The sequence below is a fragment of the Lactiplantibacillus sp. 7.2.4 genome (genome assembly GCF_018991185.1).
GTDB lineage: Bacteria > Bacillota > Bacilli > Lactobacillales > Lactobacillaceae > Lactiplantibacillus > Lactiplantibacillus pentosus.
Genome location: NZ_JAGYGS010000069.1, coordinates 1 through 15,571, shown reverse-complemented (window position 1 = coordinate 15,571; position 15,571 = coordinate 1). Strand labels below are relative to the sequence as shown.

14 protein-coding genes are annotated in these 15,571 nt (G+C 48.2%); 4 read left to right on the top strand and 10 right to left on the bottom strand.

Annotation, left to right across the window (positions count from 1 at the left end):
• Positions 1-55 precede the first annotated feature (55 nt).
• Positions 56-520, top strand: a complete 465-nt coding sequence (locus KGF70_RS14740; RefSeq protein ID WP_050339468.1) for an Lrp/AsnC family transcriptional regulator — start codon at positions 56-58, stop codon at positions 518-520.
• 209 nt (positions 521-729) lie between these two features.
• Here KGF70_RS14740 and KGF70_RS14735 read toward each other — a convergent pair whose 3' ends face one another.
• Complete coding sequence (locus KGF70_RS14735; RefSeq protein ID WP_216769281.1) at positions 730-951, bottom strand: hypothetical protein; 222 nt, start codon at positions 949-951, stop codon at positions 730-732.
• 12 nt (positions 952-963) lie between these two features.
• On the bottom strand, positions 964-1,194 hold the full coding sequence (locus tag KGF70_RS14730; RefSeq protein ID WP_050339470.1) for a hypothetical protein: 231 nt from the start codon (positions 1,192-1,194) through the stop codon (positions 964-966).
• A 223-nt stretch (positions 1,195-1,417) separates the two neighbouring features.
• On the opposite strand from KGF70_RS14730, the gene KGF70_RS14725 reads away from it, so the two are divergent.
• Positions 1,418-2,611 (top strand): GGDEF domain-containing protein, encoded by a 1,194-nt coding sequence (locus KGF70_RS14725; protein ID WP_216769282.1) that lies wholly within the window; start codon positions 1,418-1,420, stop codon positions 2,609-2,611.
• 214 nt (positions 2,612-2,825) lie between these two features.
• On the opposite strand, the gene KGF70_RS14720 is transcribed toward KGF70_RS14725, so the two are convergent.
• A complete protein-coding gene (locus KGF70_RS14720; RefSeq protein ID WP_216769283.1) occupies positions 2,826-4,379 on the bottom strand; it encodes an ABC-F family ATP-binding cassette domain-containing protein in 1,554 nt (517 codons plus the stop codon).
• A gap of 90 nt (positions 4,380-4,469) precedes the next feature.
• Positions 4,470-5,057 (bottom strand): GNAT family N-acetyltransferase, encoded by a 588-nt coding sequence (locus KGF70_RS14715; protein ID WP_003639279.1) that lies wholly within the window; start codon positions 5,055-5,057, stop codon positions 4,470-4,472.
• Positions 5,058-5,441: 384 nt separating this feature from the next.
• Between KGF70_RS14715 and KGF70_RS17670 the strand changes: the two genes are divergently transcribed.
• Together KGF70_RS17670 and KGF70_RS14710 are read left to right on the top strand one after the other, a co-directional pair.
• The gene (locus KGF70_RS17670; RefSeq protein WP_301554467.1) at positions 5,442-5,570 is read left to right on the top strand and encodes a hypothetical protein; all 129 of its coding nucleotides are present in this window, start codon (positions 5,442-5,444) and stop codon (positions 5,568-5,570) included.
• A 772-nt stretch (positions 5,571-6,342) separates the two neighbouring features.
• Positions 6,343-6,723 (top strand): VOC family protein, encoded by a 381-nt coding sequence (locus KGF70_RS14710; protein WP_050339474.1) that lies wholly within the window; start codon positions 6,343-6,345, stop codon positions 6,721-6,723.
• 283 nt (positions 6,724-7,006) lie between these two features.
• Here KGF70_RS14710 and nagE read toward each other — a convergent pair whose 3' ends face one another.
• The 6 genes from nagE to KGF70_RS14680 form a co-directional block, all read right to left on the bottom strand.
• On the bottom strand, positions 7,007-9,037 hold the full coding sequence (gene nagE / locus KGF70_RS14705; protein WP_216769284.1) for an N-acetylglucosamine-specific PTS transporter subunit IIBC: 2,031 nt from the start codon (positions 9,035-9,037) through the stop codon (positions 7,007-7,009).
• A 189-nt stretch (positions 9,038-9,226) separates the two neighbouring features.
• On the bottom strand, positions 9,227-10,201 hold the full coding sequence (locus KGF70_RS14700) for a ketopantoate reductase family protein (protein ID WP_216769285.1): 975 nt from the start codon (positions 10,199-10,201) through the stop codon (positions 9,227-9,229).
• An 821-nt stretch (positions 10,202-11,022) separates the two neighbouring features.
• Positions 11,023-11,922, bottom strand: coding sequence for a DegV family protein (locus KGF70_RS14695; protein WP_216769286.1), 900 nt, complete (start codon positions 11,920-11,922; stop codon positions 11,023-11,025).
• 148 nt (positions 11,923-12,070) lie between these two features.
• A complete protein-coding gene (locus KGF70_RS14690; RefSeq protein WP_216769287.1) occupies positions 12,071-13,351 on the bottom strand; it encodes a homoserine dehydrogenase in 1,281 nt (426 codons plus the stop codon).
• Between the two features lie 34 nt (positions 13,352-13,385).
• Positions 13,386-14,672, bottom strand: coding sequence for an O-acetylhomoserine aminocarboxypropyltransferase/cysteine synthase family protein (locus KGF70_RS14685; RefSeq protein WP_216769289.1), 1,287 nt, complete (start codon positions 14,670-14,672; stop codon positions 13,386-13,388).
• A gap of 2 nt (positions 14,673-14,674) precedes the next feature.
• Positions 14,675-15,544: a homoserine O-succinyltransferase gene (locus KGF70_RS14680; RefSeq protein ID WP_216769290.1), complete on the bottom strand. Its 870-nt coding sequence runs from the start codon at positions 15,542-15,544 to the stop codon at positions 14,675-14,677.
• Positions 15,545-15,571 lie beyond the last annotated feature (27 nt).

Sequence of the window (15,571 nt, the reverse complement as noted above, 5' to 3'; positions counted from 1 at the left end):
ACAACTGTGAAAGTATGCTATGATACTAATAATTACTTTAGGAGGCGTTTTGACGATGGATAAGACCGATTTGAAGATTTTGAACGCCTTACAGGCCGATGCACGCATCTCGTTAAAAGCACTTGCGGACCAGTGTTTCATCTCCTCACCCGCAATCTCCGCGCGCATCACCCGCCTGAAAAAGAGCGGCATCATTCGTGACTATCAGGCCAATCTGAACTATGAAAAATTAAACTATCATATTAAAGCTTATATTCAACTCCAACTTGAACCGACCCAAAAAGAGCGGTTCTACCCATTTGTCGCTGGAATTCCCAACATTCTCGAATGTGACTGTGTGACTGGTGAATATTCGCAAATTTTGAAAGTCATCTTCGAATCCACGCAGGCGCTCGATGAATTCGTCAACCAGTTACAGACCTTTGGTAAGACGAGCACCCAGATCGTCTTCTCCACTAGTGTTGCCAACCGCGGGCTCCGTTTGCCTGAAGACCAGGATGTGGATAGCGACGAACAATAAGTACTGACTGTGTCAATTGAACTTGATTAAAGCAAGAGCCGTCGCTTCGATTAGAAAAGAAGCGACGGCTCTCTTATTTATACTGACCATCAAGCGACTGGTCGGCCCCCAACTACTGCTTTATCAGCGCGGTAGCCATCCAAACCAGTCTGGTGTAGATTCAGCCTAATATCATGTCATCAGCATTGACCGCAAAAAAACACTCACTGTTAAGCCCAATTCAACAATCGAAAAATAGCGTGGGCACTCGTCACCTGATAACGTTGCTTCAAATGCTCCAAGCCAATGTCACAACTGACTAGTAATCCCAGGCCACCGACGACTCCGACCCACAACCACGTCCCTAGCCAATGAACCATGATGAGACAAATGAGCGTCGAAATGACGCCCACTAACATGCCAAGCGTTAAACTCACAAACCACCGTCGCATTGCGCACCTCCATTAGGCAAATCGATTCATCATATAAATAACGCCCATACCAATGACCCACAACGCGGTCAATGGCATTAAGGTCAATAATCCAAATTGATACCAACAGACGACTGTCATGAATAGAATTTCGATACTATGAACCAAAATCAACAATTGAAAATAACTTCGGAAAAGCCACTTGATGCCAATACTGACTAAAAAGCCGATTCCCAGCACGCTATAAAACATGCCATGCACCATGATGCAGTCCCCCCTCAAACACTGTTAATTGACCAAACTTACAAGTTCAGTATGCCGAATATCGGTAGAAATTATCACCATATTAATGTAAAGAGCATGTTATCTTTTTGTAAAGATGTCCAAATAAGCTTCAAACCTGACAATCAGTGGTTAACAGTTACCTGGGTTACATGTTATGATTAAAGGACAAAGCAATTAAACGCAATGATTATGGGGGCACACTGTGTTACAACTATTCACACTATCCAGCCTAGGACGAGATTTTTTCAATATCAAAATGTTGATTATTGTGCTCATTACGATTGGTCTCATCACTTTAATGACCATTCTGACCTACGCGCTCGAACACCAAGCTAACCAGCACCAAGCACCAACCTGGCGTTATCTGGCTCACGGCACCGAAGCAGTCAGCGTTCTCGTCAGTATGATTTTGTTACGCCAAATTTTTATCACTTTGAATTCCGGCAGTGTGATTAGCTGGACTTATGCAACCGTCCAGCTAACGGTACTCTTGTTCAGTTTGAACACGATGCGCAACCTGGCCGTGGAAGTCATCAACATTTTGATGCCACTTTTCATCTACGGACAGGCCATATGGCTCGGACATACCACCCAATACCTACCAGTCTTCATGGTCATGACGGTGATTTTGATCGGCACCGTCATTTATATCGCTCACAATTACCAGGCTTTGATTGCCAATCAGTGGAAATACCTGGGCTTTCAAGTGCTGTATAGTGGCACGTGGTGGGGCGTGATCTGGTCGTTTCATCCGTTCAAACTGACCCACACATTGTTCATTATTTTAGGTTTCATCGTCTATATGTGGCTCATCCGACTTGCAGTGCGTTGGACTCAGAAATTTTTCGACGAGGTCCTCACCTTCGATCACCAAGTCAATTATGATGAGCTGACGGGCATCCGCAACCGCGCCAGCTTCGATACCAGCGCTCAAGAAGTCTTTCGAGTGTACCAGCGTCGCAACATGGGGCCGGTCACCATGGCGATGTTTGACATCGACCATTTCAAAAATTTCAATGATGAACACGGCCACTTGGCAGGCGACGCCGTGCTGCGGCACGTCGCGAAATTTGTTGATCTACAATTGAAGCAACGAAGTACGCACGGGCAATTATTCCGTTACGGCGGCGAAGAGTTTATCATTATCTTTCGCGGCATGCCTGCGCTTGAAGTCGGTCAAGTCATGCGAACGATTCAGCGGGAACTTGCTGCCGAACCACTGGAATTTGAAGGCAGCACCCTGGCCGTCACCGTCTCAATCGGCATCTCCGAATTACAAACAACTGACCACAGCTTCACCGATTGGTTTGTCCGCGTCGATGACTACCTCTATCAATCCAAACAAGCGGGCCGCGACCGCACAACGGTGGAGAATCGGTTGCTGACGGATAATTAAGGGATGAACGAGATTTGCAAACAAAAATAGGTTCTTCAAGAATTGGATGATCAATTCTTGAAGAACCTATTTTCATTTAGCCGCAACCGCCAATCGGTGCTGACACATTGGTGCTGTTTGTCTTTAATCACCAGTGAACAAACACGCAGACGTGCTTATTTAAACGACCGCACAAATTCCTGGCCAAGCTCGTAAATCCTACACAGCACTAGTCTTAGCCCTGCCGTTCCTTCAAGCTCAGTTTTTCGACGTTTAATTCCTTATCGACCCAGCCATTGACGAAGCTGCTTTCGTGGCTAACCAAAATCAGGTTACCAGGGAAGGCTTGCAATGCCCGCTTCAGCCCTTCCTTGGTCTCATCATCCAAGTGGTTGGTCGGTTCGTCCATAATCAAGAAGTTGCTAGGGACTAGCTCGAGTAGCGCCAACTTGACTTTGGTCTGTTCGCCCCCGCTTAAGAGGTGCATGGGTTTCATGGCATTAGCAGCGTTGATCCCACATTTGGCAAGCTTTGTCCGAATCGTTTTTGGCAACATCGTCGGATATTCGTTTTGAATCGTTTGTAACGGCGTCAACTGCGGGTTATCCCATTCCAAGTCTTGGTTGAAATAGTTGATTTTAGCCGATGGTGAGAAGTTGGACTTCCCACTTAAAGCTGGAATCACGCCTAAAATCGACTTGATCAGCGTCGATTTACCGACCCCGTTGAAGCCTTTAAACGCCAGCTTTTCGCCGTTGGTCATCGTAAAGGTCACTGGTTCCAGCAATGGTTTACCGTAACCAACGGAGAGTTTCGTCACACTCAACGCGTTTTGCGAACCAGTATCCAAATAAGGGAATGAGAACTTCGCGTGGACGTTTTCACTCGGCGGATCGACCCGTTCCATATGCGACAGCATCTTCTCCCGCGACTTGGCCATCGTCGACTTCGAGCCGGCTTTGTTCTTACGAATAAACTTCTCTGCCTTTTCAATCACAACTTGTTGCTTTTCAAAGGCCTTCAATTGCGCTTCCTTGCGTGCTTCTTTTTGCCGCATCGCAGATTTAAAGTCGCCGCGATACTTGATGATCTTCCCAAACGCCACGTCGCAAATGCAATTCGTGACTTGTTGCAAGAAATCATAATCATGGGAAATAACCATGACGGCCCCATCAAAGCCATTCAGATAGTCTTCCAACCAACTGATATGAGCGGTATCTAGATAGTTGGTCGGTTCGTCCAAAATAATCACATCCGGATTCTCGAGCAGCAGCTTGGCCAAGATAATCTTCGACCGTTGTCCACCAGACATCTCACTGATGACGTGGTCGCGGCCGATTTCGTCCAAGCCAAGCCCGGTAATGACCCGTTCCATTTCAGTTTCAATATCATAAAAATTATTGGCTTCCAACGTTTCTTGAATCCGGCCGGCCTTTTCCAAGAGTTGGTCGTCCACCTTCTCCGCATAGTCCGCGTACAACTGTTGCATCTGCGCATCCAAGTCGTATAGTCGCTGGAAAGCCGTTTTCAAAAACGCATACAGCGTCATCCCCGCAGGAATATCGGCATATTGGTCCAAATACCCCGTGCGCACGTTGCGTTGCCATTTAATTTGCCCGGATAATGGCAAGATTTGACCCGTTAGAATCTTGATCAGGGTACTCTTCCCCGCCCCGTTTTGGCCCACGATTCCCATGTGGTCCGCGCGTTCTAACGTAAAATTGGCATCTTCATATAACTTCCGGTCCGCAAAGCTTTGCGATAAATCCGTTACTTCTAGTAAAGCCATGTTAGTTTCAACCTACACTTTCATTTTGTCCCGTACTAAAACAGGCCCCGTTACGTCACGAGGCCCGTTGCGATAAGTGGCTTCTACCAATTAGGCGAAGACCAATTCCTTATCTAGTTCATATTGCATATGGAAGTACATCCGATCACCAATAGGCTTAATCCCTACCGTCTCATAATGGTAGCGGTCATAGAGCTTCTTCGCTCCTAAGTTTGCCATATCCACGTTCAAACCGATTCGTTGTTGTCCGGCTTGACGAGCATATTGTGGTAAGGCGGCCAGTAGCTTGCCACCAATCCCATGACCCTGATAATTCGGGTCGACCGCAATCGAATCCAGGTACCATTCGTGCTCATAACTTTCAGCTTCAGCTTCAAATGCTGAACCAAACGCATCATTATCCGCAGTGACCCGTGCTAACACGTCATCAACCGCGTCCTCATTTTTGTCAGGATAACCAAACGCTACCCCAACCACTTGACCATCGGCCTCGGCCACCACCGTCGTCGCTTTTCCGGACAAATAATCTGGTGTCCGGTACGCGGCAGTAATGGCCTGCTCTAAGTCAGGTTCAGGAATGTCGTCTAGTTCCTCAAGTTGCATTTCATCAAAAATCATATTAATTAGCGGTGCTATCTGGCCCGCGTCGTCTTGATCGGCTGGTCGAATTGTTATCACGAATAGCCCTCCTTCTTATTGTAATCTCTACATTACTATGAAACGTCAAGGTTGTCAAAAGTCGAGTCCGCTGGGAACGGTTACAGACGTCACTTTCTGTGAACGGCTTATTTTGCTTATGCGTTGTACTGGTTAATTTATCATGAATCATGATTAAATCATGCCGGTTTGGATTACTGTTCGTCTGCCGGTGCGCACCTTAGTCCGACCTCCGGGGCTGGCTGACAACGCTGGAACAGGGCGGACATCGATTTGAACTCACGCAGAAACCCACTGCGCAATTTCAAATACGAGTCTTCTTCTAGCCCGGGAAACCCACCCGGACAAGAAGAACTTCGCCCTTGAGCATTGTCAGCCAGCCCCTCCAGTCGGGAACCCGCTCGAATGGCGGATGAACGGCCACCTAACTGGGTGCAATTGACCACTGAATATTTAGTGACTGGACCTTCAGGCAAACTTTCAATCGGTATTGATGCTGAATTATGGTACTTGGTTACTGAGAAGATTACCTGAATATTATTCGTACATCTTAATGCCACTAATTTCAGTGGTGACTAGTCGTAAATTTAGCCAATCCAATAGCCTGCACTCAGAATTCAAGATTGTTATCTCTAGCGACTGGAGAAAGTTCTGACAAGTTGGGTGAAGCTGCGTGTCCGAAGCTTTTAATCATGAGTAGCGCATTTAACAATTGTTAGAAATAAGTCTGACAGTTCAATATCAAAATTCCCGTGTACTTATGGAACCAACGACTGATCCAACAAAAAGTTGGGCCCGCAAATGTCTGCCTTTCGAATACCATCCCGGCTGGAAGGTGTTTCTGACAATGCTCAGCGTTTTTCAGAGTGTGAGGTTCAGACGGGTTGGGACTGAGGATTAGCCTAGCTAGCGCGTTAAGCGGTGAATTTCCGCTTGACGTTCTGGCGTAGCTAACCGGAAGTCCCAGTCTGACCCGAACACGTTTCGTCTATATTGCAAAAGACGTGGGCTTTCGGCTTAAATCTGTGTCCATCGCGTTCCAGCGTTGTCAAAAATGCCTGAAAGCCGGACTAGGAAGCATCCACCACAGCAAGTTTATGGTAACACGCACCGTTTCCAGCGGGTCTCAGCTGGCAGCACTTGACCTTAGAAAATAACATGATTTATGACAACTTAACTAGCCCAATGCGTTTAATTTGGCTATTGCCGCATCCCATCCGTTTGGGTCAATAGCCACCCGCAATGCGCATGGGCGCACAATCGTGGTATACTGGAAAACGAATTTATTTTGAAGGGATTTGAGTTTGTGAATATTCGCGACATTGATCATATCACCCTAACCGTCACCGATATCGCCCGGTCATTGCGGTTTTATCATGAAGTGTTCGACCTGCCGATCGTGACCTTTGAAGGTGACCGGCAAGCGGTCCTCGTTGGCAAACAAAAGATTAATTTTGAAACGGTTGCCGCACCCCACCAACCGGCAGCGGCAACGCCCACGCCTGGAAGTGCTGACCTTTGCTTGATTGCCAAAGATAACTTAGACGATATTCAACACCACCTCAAGAGCTATTTCGTGGATATCGTCGAAGGCCCCGTTGAACGCACTGGTGCCCACGGTCAACTGACTTCACTGTACGTTCGCGACCCCGATAATAATCTGATTGAAATCAGCAACTACCGCTAAGTTCGGTGGTTTAGAATTTAAGGCTAAAACTAACGCCAAGTGACACCGATTTATTGTAACCAGTGTCGCTTGGCGTTTTTAGCAGGATCAATTTTGGACGCAATCCTCGTCATTCGGATTAATATGCCGTCTAAATGTTGGGTTTCTCAATTACTTCCAATCAACGTACGAAACTAACTCACGGACCCGTCTTCACCCGTGCTAGTCACGCCGGTCTAATTGCCCCTAAAAATGCCGGCCAAATCAGACACGATTTAGTCGGCATTCTATCATTTAATTTATTTTATTCAGCAGCGCCAATCAAATCGCCACTGGCAACGTGGCCCTTTGGATTGAGCGTCAAGTTCGTGACATGATCCATGTTCGTAATAACGACCATCATCGTCGTGGCCTTGCCCGCAGCTTTGATGGCGGCCAAATCGACCGTTGCCACGGCGCGTCCAGCTACCAGTTCATCACCAGCAGCAACGTGTAACGTAAATGGCGTCCCATTCATTTCGACCGTGTTGATTCCCATATGCAATAGGATTTCTAGGCCACTAGCGGTCTTTAACCCAATCGCATGTTTCGTCGGGAAGACACTGGTGACCGTCCCGCTAACGGGCGCCACGATCTCGCCATCTTCTGGTTCGACAGCGTAACCATCACCGAGCAATTTACCCGCAAAAGTTTCGTCCGCAACGTCACTGATGGGCATCAATTGGCCAGTCGCTGGCGCATGGAGTACCGTGGTTACTGGCACCGCCTCGTTATCAGTTGCGGCTGAATCGTCAGATGCCGACTGGTTCGTTGCCGCTGTTTCAGATTCTGTAGTCGCTGTGGCCGATTGAACAGCCACCTGACCGCTAAATAATTGCTGTAATGCTTCGGCAACGAACTGCACTTCGGTCCCGATGACGATATGGATGTTGTGCACATCTAACACATTCAGTCCGGGAACCCCAGCTGCCATCACAGCGGGTTGGTCAACTTGGGCAGTATCTTTTAATTGTAAACGTAAACGGGTCGTACAATTATTAATGACACTAATATTATCATGCCCACCAATCGCCGCATAAATTTGTTTGGCCTGACGCATGTACTTATCGTCCGTTGCAGCTACCGCGACAGCCGGCGTGGTCGCGTGATCTGCGGTGGTTCCAGCCGCCGTTGCATCAGCGCCAGCAACCACTGCTTCACGGCCAGGCGTCCGCAAGTTGAACCGTTTAATAGCAAAATCAAAGCCAAAGTAGTAGATGACTGCCATAACGACCCCTTGAACTAACAACATGTAAGGTTGGTTTGCTAATGGCATCCGGAAACTCAGCAAGTAGTCGACCAAGCCACCACTAAAGGAAAAGCTAGCCGTCCAATGCATCAACGCCGCAAACCCGAGCGACAAGCCCATGAAGACGGCATGCAACAGGTACAGTGGCCAAGCGACGAACATGAACGAAAATTCAAGTGGTTCCGTGACCCCAGTAAAGAATGAGGCGAAGGCCCCTGCCAGCATCAGTGAGCCGACTTCCTTCTTGCGTTCTGGCCGCGCATTGCGATAAATCGCGTAGGCACCAGCTGGCAAGCCGAACATCATGATTGGGAAGAAGCCCGCTTCATACATACCAGTGATCCCCTTGACACCGTGGCTGGCCCAGAAATTACCGATATCATTGATCCCCGCTACGTTATACCAGAACACTGAATTCAGTGCGTGGTGTAGGCCGGTCGGAATCAACAACCGGTTGAAGAAGCCGTATAGAGCGGCTCCCACAAAGCCCAGTTTGGAAATCCCCGTTGCAAACAACACGATGGCATCATAGACGAACGGCCAGACAAAGTATAAGGCCGCCGTGACAATCAACATCACGAAGGCTGCCATAATTGGCACCAATCGTTTGCCACTAAAGAACGACAAAGCCATTGGAAGCTTGACCTCGTGGAAACGATTGTACAGTGCGGCCGCAATCAAACCGGCACTGATTCCAATCAAGACGTTGTTATCTAGCGCGGAAAACGCCGGATTGATCTGGCTCGCCTTCACGTTCAACATCGTTGCTAGTGTCGCTGGTTTTAACACCGTCACCGGCACTTCAAATGCGATCAACCCAGCAATCGCGGCTGCCCCGTCCTTATTAACTGACATCCCAATCGCCAGCCCGACTGCAAACAGCAAGGCTAAGTTGTTCAGGACAACGTCGCCACCCTGAATTAAGTAGTTCGCAAACAGCCACTGCTTCGGGAGATAATTCCCAATCCCGACTAGAATCGCTGCTGCGGGCAACGTTGCAATCGGCAGCATTAACGACTGACCGATTTTCTGAAAATATGTCTTCATACCAATTTCTCCTCAATCTCTTTTTATGCACGCTATAAATCCTATCACAACATGTTTTCATTGCAAGTTTTCTCGAAGCAATTAGTGTATAGACCAATATGGAAATAACCGTTTTCAACGTGATGAAATTAAGTTTGTCGGCGCACAAAAAAAGTTCTGAAAGTTATCAGAACTTTTTCATTAATATTCTTATTTTTCAGCAACCGGTACTTCTGGATGCCGGTATTGACGCATCATTTCTGCTAAGTGAACTTCATGGGTCACAAATTCGTGAACCCGGCAGACATAGTCATGTTCCCGACCGATTTTTGCAATATAGCCGTTGATGTAATCAACTTCGGTTGGCCGTCCCTTTGAGAAATCTTGATATATTGACGGGTAATGGTACTTATAAGCCCGACTGACCGTTTCCACGGAATCGATTTCTTCTTGCCGCGTTTCAATTAACTTGATGCCCGCACGTTCACAGGCATCGTAGGCTTCATTGAACATCTGAGTGGCCATATCCTTAACGCCCGGGTATTCAATGAACTGACCCATTTGGATTTCAAACATCGTACATAAGCTGTTGGTGACCGCGTTGAAAACGACCTTCGACATACACATGCCCATAAAATTATCGGACCAAATTGGATTTAAGTTGGCTGCTTTGAAGTCTGCCATCGCTTGACGCGTCGTTTCGTCGATTTCACCTGCATACTTACTCATATGCATCGCTTCACTGCCTTCAGGGCCCATGAAGTCAACGTCAGCCGGTCCATTTAAAACGGTCGCAATCATGGCAGTCCCTCCGATGATATGGTCTTCAGGGAAATATTGGGCAATTTTTTCGAAATGTCCCATCCCATTCATGGCCGCAAAGACGTACTGGTCATCATGGAAAATCGGTGCATCTCGTTTTAATTCATCGGCTAACTGCATTTGCTTTTTGAAAATGATCCAAACATCTGGATGGCCTTGGTATTCTTCTGGATAGTAGATGTTGATTGGAACCACGTGGCGATTTTGATGGTCACGTGCGACCGTGACACCACCCTGTTCACGCACCTTTTCAACGTTTGGTTCCCACGTATCGATAAAATCAACGTCAACACCGGCGTTTTCTTGTAACATCACGCCATACCGATAACCCATTGCACCTGCGCCAATAATGCCATATTTCATAAGTAAAACCATCCTTTCGTGTTGCCACTATGTGTTTACTGCCATCTGTTCGTGAGCTGGATACTTCCAATCACGAACGTTATGTGTTCAGGTTCAAATCCACCTGTAAGATTAATGACGAGCCTACTTAAAGCCTCATCAAATGAATATGTGTGACGACCTATGTGTCCCAATTTTAGGACAATGCTTGTGAACTATGTGAAACTGCTATGTGTCTCAACCGGGCACCTAGTTGTGTGCCCGTTGATGAAAATTAAAACTATGTGTTAACTTGATGAAAAAAGCGCCCTCTGAATAATCATCACTTAGATTATCCAGAGGACGCTTCCACGCGGTACCACCTCATTATTTAACCGAATTCACATTCGATTACTCAGCGCGTTCACAACAACTAAACGCGTGCACGGTAATGGGTGCTCCCAGCGAACCTCGTAAAGTTCACGCCAACCTTTTAGCTTTCCACTCGTTGTCATCACACCTTCACAGCTCCCGGTGCTTTCTGCGCATCACAACGTGCTTACTCCTTAAAACGTTTCGGCTTTTCATCAAGTTTTAATGTTATAACCATAATGCCATTCCAGCTAAATGTCAACCTTATTTGAAAACTTTTTTCTGTAAACTTTGAAAATCGTCGAAAAAACAGACTGTTTCGTGACAGTCTGCTCGTTTGATTTTAGGGGTGCTGTTTAAGGCCAGCTGATATTCAATGGGCAGCTACGTATTAACGTCCGTTCGACTGTTAATCTGGCAGTTTACCGACTATCGGGGCTGGTGGACTTTATGACGACCATTAGCTGACGCACACGTAGCCGATTCTGGCCCTAATCCCCTTGGTTCTCCTGATTCAGTGCAGTTAATAATGGTTTCCAGTCCAGTGACCAGATCATACCCAGAGCGTGGTCGCCGGTTAAGACGCCGAGGACTGGGCCAATCGTTCCCGTTTTGACCCGAACAGCTGGGAATTGGTAACGTAATTCACTCGCCCAGTCTTCAGCGATCTGCTCGTCGTTAGCGCTAATCACATCCAGACGCACCGGCAATTGGCTGGTTACGACGAACTGTTCAAACTCATCTTGGACGGCTTGTTGGGCGTTTTTCAACGTCCGTTCCTTACCCATCAGCTGAATCTTGCCATGTTCATTCAACGTGATAATCGGCTTGTTGCGCAACACCATCGTCCCGGCCAAACTACTATTGTTGTAGATTCGCCCATTTTTGACGAGATGCCGCATTGAATTAACGATCAAGACCGTCGTCGTGGCGGCGCGTAACCGTGTTAATTGCGTTAAAATATCAGCCATGGAATAGTTAGCCAAGGCCATCGCTGCCGCTAGTTTGACCATATTGGCCGTTCCAGCACAGGCTGTCCGTGAATCAAAGACCTGGACCTCAACACCAGCCACGGAAGGCGCATACGTTTTTAGATTATTGATCCAACCACTGATCCCACTGCTAAGGCCAATCACTAAAATCTGGTCATAACCAGCCGCTTTCAACTGGTCGAACACCAGCTGCATTTCCGGCATCGAAATCTGTGAAATCGTCGGAATTTCCTTTTCAACTTTTAGTAATCGATAAAATTGGTCCGTCGTAATATCAACATTCTCATGATAAACATGATTGCCAAACATAATTGGGTCGTTGACCACCGTGATCTGGTAGTCTTTGACGGCCTGTGCGCTTAGGTCAGCAGAACTTTCTGTCACCACCGCAATTTTCATAATTTCACTCCTCATCGTGCCGAGTCAGCACTCAACACGTCCCGCTGACATTGTGCTCAGCGTGCCCATCTTCTATGGTCGAGCCATAGCAAATTAGCGCCAGAAAAAAGACGCTCAGATACAGTATACTGTACCTGAACGTCTTTTTTCAAATCGCAACATGAACAGGGGTTGTAATCGCATTCTTCGTTGCTGCTGGCCATCGAACCGTTCCAGCAATCGGCACGAGCGTTACTTGAACTTGACGCGCAACTTGTTGCCGTTGGCGTGCGGTCAATGCGTTAAGTCGGAGACAATCTGGCGCAAGTGTTTGAAGTGAGAAATCGACTTCATTAGCGTAAACTTGTACCGCACTCACTGCTTTAGCCCCAACGACCAAGTAATCTTGTGGCAAATCTGCCAAATTGGTGACAGCGCCCTGATTAACTGGCAACGCGGTGTTGACCGCTGACTGTCCATTCACGAGATGCTGAGCAGCCACGATCACGTCGTTCAAGACACTATTGGCTGTGGCAGTACTGCCAGCGCCCGGTCCCGTGTAGAGACTCGCGCCGATGGCATCACTTTGAACGGCGATGGCGTTTTGAACGCCCGCAATTTCACTTAGCGGTTGCGTTTGTGCGACGGCCACTGGGGCGACCCGGCAATACAGCTGTTGATTATGTTGGGTTGCCTGCGCCAGAAGCTTGATCTGCCACCTGTGCTGTGCGACCGTTTGGCAAATCGTGGCGGATAATCCCGTAATGCCAACTGGTGCGACTTGTTGAAAGGTCAGTCCTTGTCCAAAGGCAAACCGGCTCAGAATCATCAATTTATAGGCCGCATCAATGCCACCGACATCATTAGTTGGGTCGGCTTCCGCATAACCAGCTGCTTGTGCGGCGGCTAACGCGTCCCCGTATGTCTGACCAGCCGTCATCGCACTCAAGATATAGTTGGCCGTTCCGTTGATAATACCGTCAACCGACTGAATGTTATCGGTTGCGTAACTATCCGTTAAGGTCCGCAAAATTGGAATGCCACCAGCGACACTCGCTTCATAGAACAAATCACAATGCTGGCGCCGCGCTAAGGCTGTCAATTCTGCCCCAGCAGTCGCAATCAAATCTTTGTTTGCCGTGACAACTGATTTGCCCTGGTTTAGGGCCGCTTTGATGGCGGACTTGGCCGTTGCGACCGTCCCCATGACTTCGATGATCAGTTGGATTCGCTGGTCACAGACCACGTTTGTCAGTGAATCCGTCAAACGCGTCCCAATCGGTAGTTTAACGGCACGGGGCGCGTTCAAATGATTCACAGCAACTGCTGCCAGGTGTAATCGAATCCCCTGCGTCTGCTCGATTTTTCGTGCTGCTTGGGTCAATCGTTCGACGACACCGCTACCCACGGTGCCTAAACCTAACATGCCCACTTCAATTGTTGTTGTCATTGTACACGCCCTCCATTTCTACCGTGCGATCATCTTAAACTTGTGCTAACGCCTGTTTTAAATCAGCGATCAAATCATCCGCATTTTCCACGCCCACTGAGATCCGAATCAAATCTGGAGTCACACCCGCTGCCAGTAACTCTTGCTCATTTAATTGCGCGTGAGTCGTCGAAGCTGGGTGAATAATCAGAGACTTGGCATCCGCAACGTTGGCCAGTAGTGAGAACAAGTGTAAGTGTTCAATCAGTGCCTTGCCCGCTGCTTCGCCACCTGTCAGGCCTAACGTGAAGATGGAACCAACCCCGTGTGGGAAATACTTGGTTGCTAGGTCATGGTACGGACTATCTTCAAGTTCCGGATAGTTGATCCAAGCGACCTTTGGATGGTCTTTCAAAAAGGCCACGATTTTGCGGGTATTTTCCACGTGACGTTCAACCCGCAGTGAGAGTGATTCCAAGCCTTGTAATAATAAGAATGAGTTGAATGGACTAATCGTTGCCCCAGTATCACGTAAGGTTTCGGCGCGAACCTTGGTCGTAAAGGCGCCCCCACCTAAGTCGGCGAAGACTAAACCGTTATATTGAGGGTCCGGCGTCGTGAAATCCGGATACTTGCCACTGGCGCGCCAGTCGAACTGACCGCCTTCAACGATGACGCCACCCATTGTCGTCCCGTGACCGCCAATAAACTTGGTTGCTGAATGGACGACCACGTCCGCACCGTGTTCGAGCGGCCGCACAAGATAGGGTGTGCCAAAGGTATTATCAACGATGAAAATAATACCGTGGTCGTGCGCGATTTTACCAATCGCTTCAAAGTCAACCAAGTTAATGCCCGGATTGCCAATACTTTCAACGTACAACGCCTTAGTATGTTCATTGATGGCCGCTTCAAAATTAGCAGGTTCGTCGGGGTCAACGAAATGGGTCGTAATCCCTAATTTTTTCAAAGTCACGCTGAACAAGTCATAAGTCCCACCATACAAGGTGTTGGCGGCCACGATTTCATCGCCCTGTTGTGCAATGTTTAAAATTGCGGCGGTGATTGCTGCTGAGCCGGTCGCAAGCGTTACCCCAGCCGTCCCGTGTTCCAGTGCCGCGACCCGTTTGTCGACCACGTCCGTCGTTGGATTGGTCAACCGGGTATAAATATTACCGGCATCGGTCAAGGCAAACCGCCCGGCCGCCTGCTTTGCGTCCTTAAAGACGTATGAGGTCGTTTGATAAATCGGAACGGCGCGTGCACCAGTCTCGTCAACCGTTTGACCGGCATGGACTTGTAACGTTTCAAAGTGATAATTTTCAGGATTCGTGTTTGTCATAATTAATAACCTACTTTCGTTAAACTCAGAGTTGCCAACCAATTTTGATAAAAGCGATTGCTGGCAGTTCGCCAACTGTAATCGACCGTGGTCAGCTGTGAATCGGCAAAATAATGTTCAGGTAACTGAATTGGTAAGTGTTTGCGCTGATCGCGGAAATATTCGTCAGCTAACGTCTGTTGTTCGTATTCCGGATGGCCGGTAACGTAGACCGCGTGTTGTTCTGGCGCCGTCAAGATCAGTGGCCCCACCTCGTTATTCTCAGCGACCACTTGTAGTCCAGCTGGAGAACTGGCGGGCAACACCAATTCAGTGTGGCGGGATTGTGGCATTTTCAGTAAGCCTCCCGCACTCAAGCCACTAATCAATGGCGACTGCACATCCGTCGCGGTGGCGGCATAAATTCCGAACACCTTGTGACCCACCCGTTGCTTCTGGATACCAAACTGTGCGTAGAGCCCGGCTTGTGCGGCCCAGCATTCATACAAGGTCTGACCAACGTGAGTTTGTGCCCAGTCAGTAATCGTCAGAAATTCTTGCCAGTAATCGACCGCTTCAAAGTCAATCGTTTCAACCGGCGCGCCCGTAATAATCAAGCCGTCAAAATGCTGATCAGCGACATCCGCCAAAGTGACATAATTTTGGGCAACGACCTGCCGTGGCAAACTCTTGAAACGGTGACTGGCGGGATACATGAACGTCACTTCGACATCGGTATCGCCCGCTGCGAGTCGTTGCAAGAACTGCCGCTCAGTCGATAACTTCGTCGGCATCAAATTCAAAATCAATAACCGCTGCCCTTCAGTTGTGGGTGCCGTTTCTGCCCAAGCACCGCGGGCCTTCAATAATCCATTCGTGACTGTGACTGTCATGTAACCTCTTCCTCTCTGATGTAAACC

What these genes read in the sequence shown, in the direction of transcription:
- KGF70_RS14730 (WP_050339470.1), bottom strand. Translation starts at nt 1,194, where the DNA reads ATGGTGCATGGCATGTTTTATAGCGTGCTGGGAATCGGCTTTTTAGTC.
- KGF70_RS14735 (WP_216769281.1), bottom strand. Translation starts at nt 951, where the DNA reads ATGCGACGGTGGTTTGTGAGTTTAACGCTTGGCATGTTAGTGGGCGTC.
- KGF70_RS14680 (WP_216769290.1), bottom strand. Translation starts at nt 15,544, where the DNA reads ATGACAGTCACAGTCACGAATGGATTATTGAAGGCCCGCGGTGCTTGG.
- KGF70_RS14685 (WP_216769289.1), bottom strand. Translation starts at nt 14,672, where the DNA reads ATGACAAACACGAATCCTGAAAATTATCACTTTGAAACGTTACAAGTC.
- KGF70_RS14690 (WP_216769287.1), bottom strand. Translation starts at nt 13,351, where the DNA reads ATGACAACAACAATTGAAGTGGGCATGTTAGGTTTAGGCACCGTGGGT.
- KGF70_RS14695 (WP_216769286.1), bottom strand. Translation starts at nt 11,922, where the DNA reads ATGAAAATTGCGGTGGTGACAGAAAGTTCTGCTGACCTAAGCGCACAG.
- KGF70_RS14720 (WP_216769283.1), bottom strand. Translation starts at nt 4,379, where the DNA reads ATGGCTTTACTAGAAGTAACGGATTTATCGCAAAGCTTTGCGGACCGG.
- KGF70_RS14740 (WP_050339468.1), top strand. Translation starts at nt 56, where the DNA reads ATGGATAAGACCGATTTGAAGATTTTGAACGCCTTACAGGCCGATGCA.
- KGF70_RS17670 (WP_301554467.1), top strand. Translation starts at nt 5,442, where the DNA reads ATGGCGGATGAACGGCCACCTAACTGGGTGCAATTGACCACTGAATAT.
- nagE (WP_216769284.1), bottom strand. Translation starts at nt 9,037, where the DNA reads ATGAAGACATATTTTCAGAAAATCGGTCAGTCGTTAATGCTGCCGATT.
- KGF70_RS14700 (WP_216769285.1), bottom strand. Translation starts at nt 10,201, where the DNA reads ATGAAATATGGCATTATTGGCGCAGGTGCAATGGGTTATCGGTATGGC.